Origin of the sequence: Acetobacter pasteurianus subsp. pasteurianus LMG 1262 = NBRC 106471 (assembly GCF_000285275.1) — a bacterium.
GTDB lineage: Bacteria > Pseudomonadota > Alphaproteobacteria > Acetobacterales > Acetobacteraceae > Acetobacter > Acetobacter pasteurianus.
The window spans coordinates 1-4390 of sequence record NZ_CADO01000074.1 but is presented as its reverse complement, the minus strand read 5'-3'; the positions used below and the strand labels follow the sequence as shown (position 1 = coordinate 4390).

The window sequence follows — 4390 nt, the reverse complement described above, 5'->3', positions numbered from 1 at the left end:
CTTACAACCAGCCTCCAACCGGAGCCTATCAGGCGCTCCGCTATACGGATTGCTCACTTGCGGTCAATGAGACCGAGAGCCAGCCTGACGAAATCAACGATATCCCTGAAATGGCGCAGTCCGTCCTGACAGGGCGGACCACACAGGGCAGCATCTCCGGCATCCTGTCTGTTGGCACGTTTGAAGACATGCTGGCCGGTGTCCTGGGGAATGACTGGGTCAATGTTAATCTGGTTTCGACTGGAGATGCGTCTGGAACCAGCACATTTATGTACCAGCCTGACGACAATATCGGCGGCAATGCAGGATGCTGGGATATCGTCCTGACGAACAATACAGTTGCCGCCCTTGGTATCCCGCCAGCTGGCCTGCTGGTGCTGAACGATACCAATATTAATGCAAACAACCTCTGCATTCCGTACAGAGTGAAAGGCAACGCCATACTGGTGCCGATGGGCTCCATTCCCAACACATCGAAAGATACTGTTGCAAAATCGGGTGCCACGATGACGTTCAACGGCATCACAAATGGCAAGATTGGGAAAACCTTTACCTTCCGGAAAGCCCTTTCTGGCAAATGGGATCTGTATTCCGGGACGATGATCAATCAGGTGCAGATCACCCTGCAAAAGCAGCAACCTGCGACTATCAGTATTGATCTGGTCGGGTCTGACATGGCGGTATCAGATACGGATAATGCCGCTTCAGTTACGCCACGCACCACCACCCCACTGATTGATACAGTGGAGGGATTTCTTGGCTGCTCCATCTTCGGCAATGCGCCGTCTGGCTGCATCCAGTCTGCCACTATCACACTCTCACGGGATGGCTCCGGTCAGGACACCGGTATGGGCCATGTTGGAGCCTGCGGTGTGCGTTTTGGCAGCTTCAAGGCCACAATGGAAATCACCTACCTGTTCCGTGATTACCAGCAGTTTACAGACTGGGCTGCCGGGAAAACCGGTCTGGTCACGGTAGGCGTTCAGGGCAGTGATGGCGTGGGCTACCAGTTTGCAGTGCTTAACGGCATTATTCGCAATCCCAAAACGCCTATCTCCGGAAAAAACCAGACTGTGGTTGCAACTGTTTCCATCACGGCAAACCCAGTTCCTGGTGGTGGCACATTTTCCATTGCGCGCATCAGTAACTGACTGACGCCATAACACTCTTATTCCCTGCCTGCTTTTGGGTGGGAAAAATCGACATCACCCACATAGGCCGCCAGTGAGCGGCCTTTTTTATTGAGGTAGATCCATGCTTTCTCTTGCAGACCTGAAAACCGATAGCGCCGCCATTGCCGATGGAAAGTGGGTTAAAATCGACAAATACCCCGGCCTTGAAATCAAAAGCCGTGGTTATACCGACAAGTTTGTGGATGCTCAGGCACAGCGTCTACGCAAAGCGGCAGAACGCTTCCGTGGTGATGTTTCTGCCATTCCCAACGCCACGCGCCGCAATATCAACGCAGGCCTGCTGCGGGACTTCCTCGTGCTGGATGTTAAAGGGCTACATCATGATCGGGAAAAGAAAAACCCTGTCACGGTTGAGGAGTTTAAGGAACTGCTCGGCAATCCAGATTACCGCGAACTGATGGCCGCCTGCTGGGAAGCCGCAGCCCTTGTGACCACGCAGGCTTATGAGCATGCAGAGGAAGCTGAGGGAAACTGACCAGGGCGCTGACGTGGCACCTTGAGTGGGGAAGTTATGACGAAACCATCTGGAATGAACTGGATGGAGAAGATGCCCGCGTGGATCCACAGCCTGAGTTCATGTGGATCTGGCGGGCATGGCATCGGCTTTCCGCATCACGCCAGCGTCTGACACAAGGTTTTGGTGTGCCTCTTGGCGGTACAGTTATCGAAAGCAGCCCCGGCATGATCCCGTGGGAAGTCGTGCAGGCCTGGGCGCAGCATCATAGCTACACCCAGGCCGAAATGGCGCTGTTGGATCGGTGCATTATCGCCATGGACAGGGTGTTCATTGAAGACTGGTCGCAACGCATGAAGAGGCGGATGAAAAAATGAGCTGGGCTGCACGTCTGCAAAAAACCATGCGGGTTGCCATCAACCAGAACATGACCAGTGCGACTGCGCACAAGATTGTAGGGGACAGGATCCGCAAAGAGCGCGATGATCTCATTCAGTCGGGTGCGGCATCGGCACAATATGTCCGGCGCGTGGATGGCAAGCTCGGCCTTCCAGAAGAAGCTGCCAAGCTCAATGGCGGGAATGTCACCTACGTTTTCAACACCATTGGCAGCGCCACTGTCTGGGCGTTGGCAGAATTGCGTAAGCGGTCTCCAGCCCATAGTGGCGCATTCCGCAAAAGCTGGGCCGTTCTGGTGGATGGAAAGGCCTGGGTGGATGCGCCAGGCAAGATCCCCATGGGTTCGGAAGTATGGATTGTGAACACCATGCCCTATGCCCGCAAGATTGAAGTGGGTGGCCAGCGCATCAGCGTTCCACCGGGGATTGTGGAAGCCGTGCGTAGGCCGCTGATGAGCCGCTTCAAGCGCATTCGTGCCCAGCGTGCCTTCAAGCCCCTGCAGGATGGACGTGATGCTCGTGGTGAGCCTGTTCCCTACATTCTACGCAGCGCAGGGATCGCTTCAGGTATTTCGTGGGACAAAAAAGAGAAACAGTGGACGCAAAAGCACGCGGCTTACGTGAGCCGGCGGGCTGATCGGCAGGCAGGTGAGCAAATGCTTTACCCCACGCTGATCCTGACAGAAAAGTGATGGTTTCCCATGGCAGACACAAATCTGGTTGAATCGCTACAGGTCGATATCACGGCTGTTGATCAGACCGAAAGTGCGACAAAAAGTGCTGGCGATCGTCTGGATGCGGTTGCCGAAAAGGGCGTAGCACTTTCTGATGTCATGTCTGGCGTGGGAAAGGCATCAAAAACTGCCACAGATACACTGGCAGAAGGTGCTGATGCCGCAGCCGGATCTTTTGAGAAGCTGGGCACGCAGGCTGTTTCTCGCCTAAAAACCCTGACCAAGACACTGACAGATCTGAGTGCGCAGCGTGATAGCCTGCGGGCAGATCTCCAGAAAGCAACAGATGAAGGGTTGGATACCTCTGAGATTAAGACAAATCTCAATCAGGTAGAAAATTGGATTGGTCGTGTTGGAGAGAAACTGCAAACGGTTCAGACCAATCTACAGGCTGCGGCCACAGGCCAGAAGGCATGGAATGGTCAGCTTGGTGAAGAAAATGCCCTGCTGAATGGTATCTGCGAAGCTGAAAACAGCCGGGCGCAGGCTCTTGGTAAAACTGCACAGGGTTATGACCAGCTGACTACATCGGCAAAGCGTGCGGCTGAGGCTGGACAGGCTGCTCTGGACGGTATGACGGCTCCAGATGTGCATGCTGATGTTTCTGGCACAGTGGATATTCAGGCGCCGGATCTGTCTGAAACCCTACAGGAGCAGGACAAGCTCAGGGAAAGCCTGAACGACATCAAGAGCGATGCAGGCCTTGTTGCGGGTGAGTTGTCCGATATTGGCAATGTGTCGCAAGAAATAAACGCAGGCTTGCAGGTTGGCCTGGATAAGAGCGCAACCAGCTTTTTACGGACAGGGCGTGCAGCCAGCCAGTTGGCCAAGGTCATGTTGCAGCTTATGTCTGCACAGGATCGGTATGACGATGTTGTGGCGCAAGCTGCCGCCGTTCCTGACGACAAGCTGGATCCGCAGGTCAAGCAGAGCGTTGTGCAGGACGCCAAAGACAAGGTTGAGGCGCTTCAGGCGCAAAGGGACGCCCTGCTGGAAGCGGCCAAAGCGCAATCCGATCTGGACGATGCGCAGCAGAAATCCACCAAATCCGGCAAGCTGGAAGCCTACCAGATCACGGAAATTATGGATGATGCCCATAAGTTCCTTGATATGGTGCTGGCAGGCGGCAATCCATTGCAGGCTCTGTTTTATGAAGCGCCTAACGCTCTTGCAATCGCAGGTGGTAACGGGGGATACGGTGCAGGCCTATCCATGCTTAAAAATGTCCTGACAGGCCCAGCCGGCATTGCTGTTGCCGCAGGTGCTGCGGGCATGGCGTTCTATAAGATGGGCGCCTATGCGGAAGAGGAAGAAAGCAAGCTGGCCAAACTGAGCCAGCAGCTGCGGGCCACCCGTTCTGATGCCAACAACATGGCTGACAGCATCACTTCTGCGGCCGATAGCCTGGAGAAGATGCCGGGGTGGGATAAAACCACCGCACGGCAGGCTGCCACAACCATTGGCAGCACCTACAATTTCACGGGCGGCACGTCCGATATTGAGGCGCTGGCCAAGGTGGCACAGGATGCCGGTGCCGTATTTGGCTCTTTGGAAGATGGGCTGAAGGCGGTGCAAACTGCCATGGTGGATCCCACGGCCGAAATTCAGGCG

At 55.0% G+C, this 4390-nt stretch carries 4 protein-coding genes and 1 pseudogene; all 5 read left to right on the top strand.

Features of this window, described 5'->3' with window-relative positions; translation table 11 throughout:
- Window positions 1-1151 (top strand): phage tail tube protein (locus APA10_RS15180; protein WP_035367641.1); only part of this gene is annotated, 1151 nt, incomplete at its 5' end.
- A 103-nt stretch (window positions 1152-1254) separates the two neighbouring features.
- Entirely contained in the window at window positions 1255-1668 is a 414-nt protein-coding gene (locus APA10_RS11060) for a hypothetical protein (RefSeq protein ID WP_003628628.1), read from the top strand.
- Between the two features lie 80 nt (window positions 1669-1748).
- Window positions 1749-2024, top strand: a complete 276-nt coding sequence (locus APA10_RS11055; RefSeq protein WP_250697687.1) for a phage tail assembly chaperone — start codon at window positions 1749-1751, stop codon at window positions 2022-2024.
- On the top strand, window positions 2021-2737 hold the full coding sequence (locus APA10_RS11050) for a hypothetical protein (RefSeq protein WP_003628625.1): 717 nt from the start codon (window positions 2021-2023) through the stop codon (window positions 2735-2737). Before APA10_RS11055 ends, APA10_RS11050 begins: the two co-directional genes overlap by 4 nt.
- A gap of 9 nt (window positions 2738-2746) precedes the next feature.
- A pseudogene (locus tag APA10_RS11045) lies at window positions 2747-4390 on the top strand (phage tail protein); the annotation flags it as partial.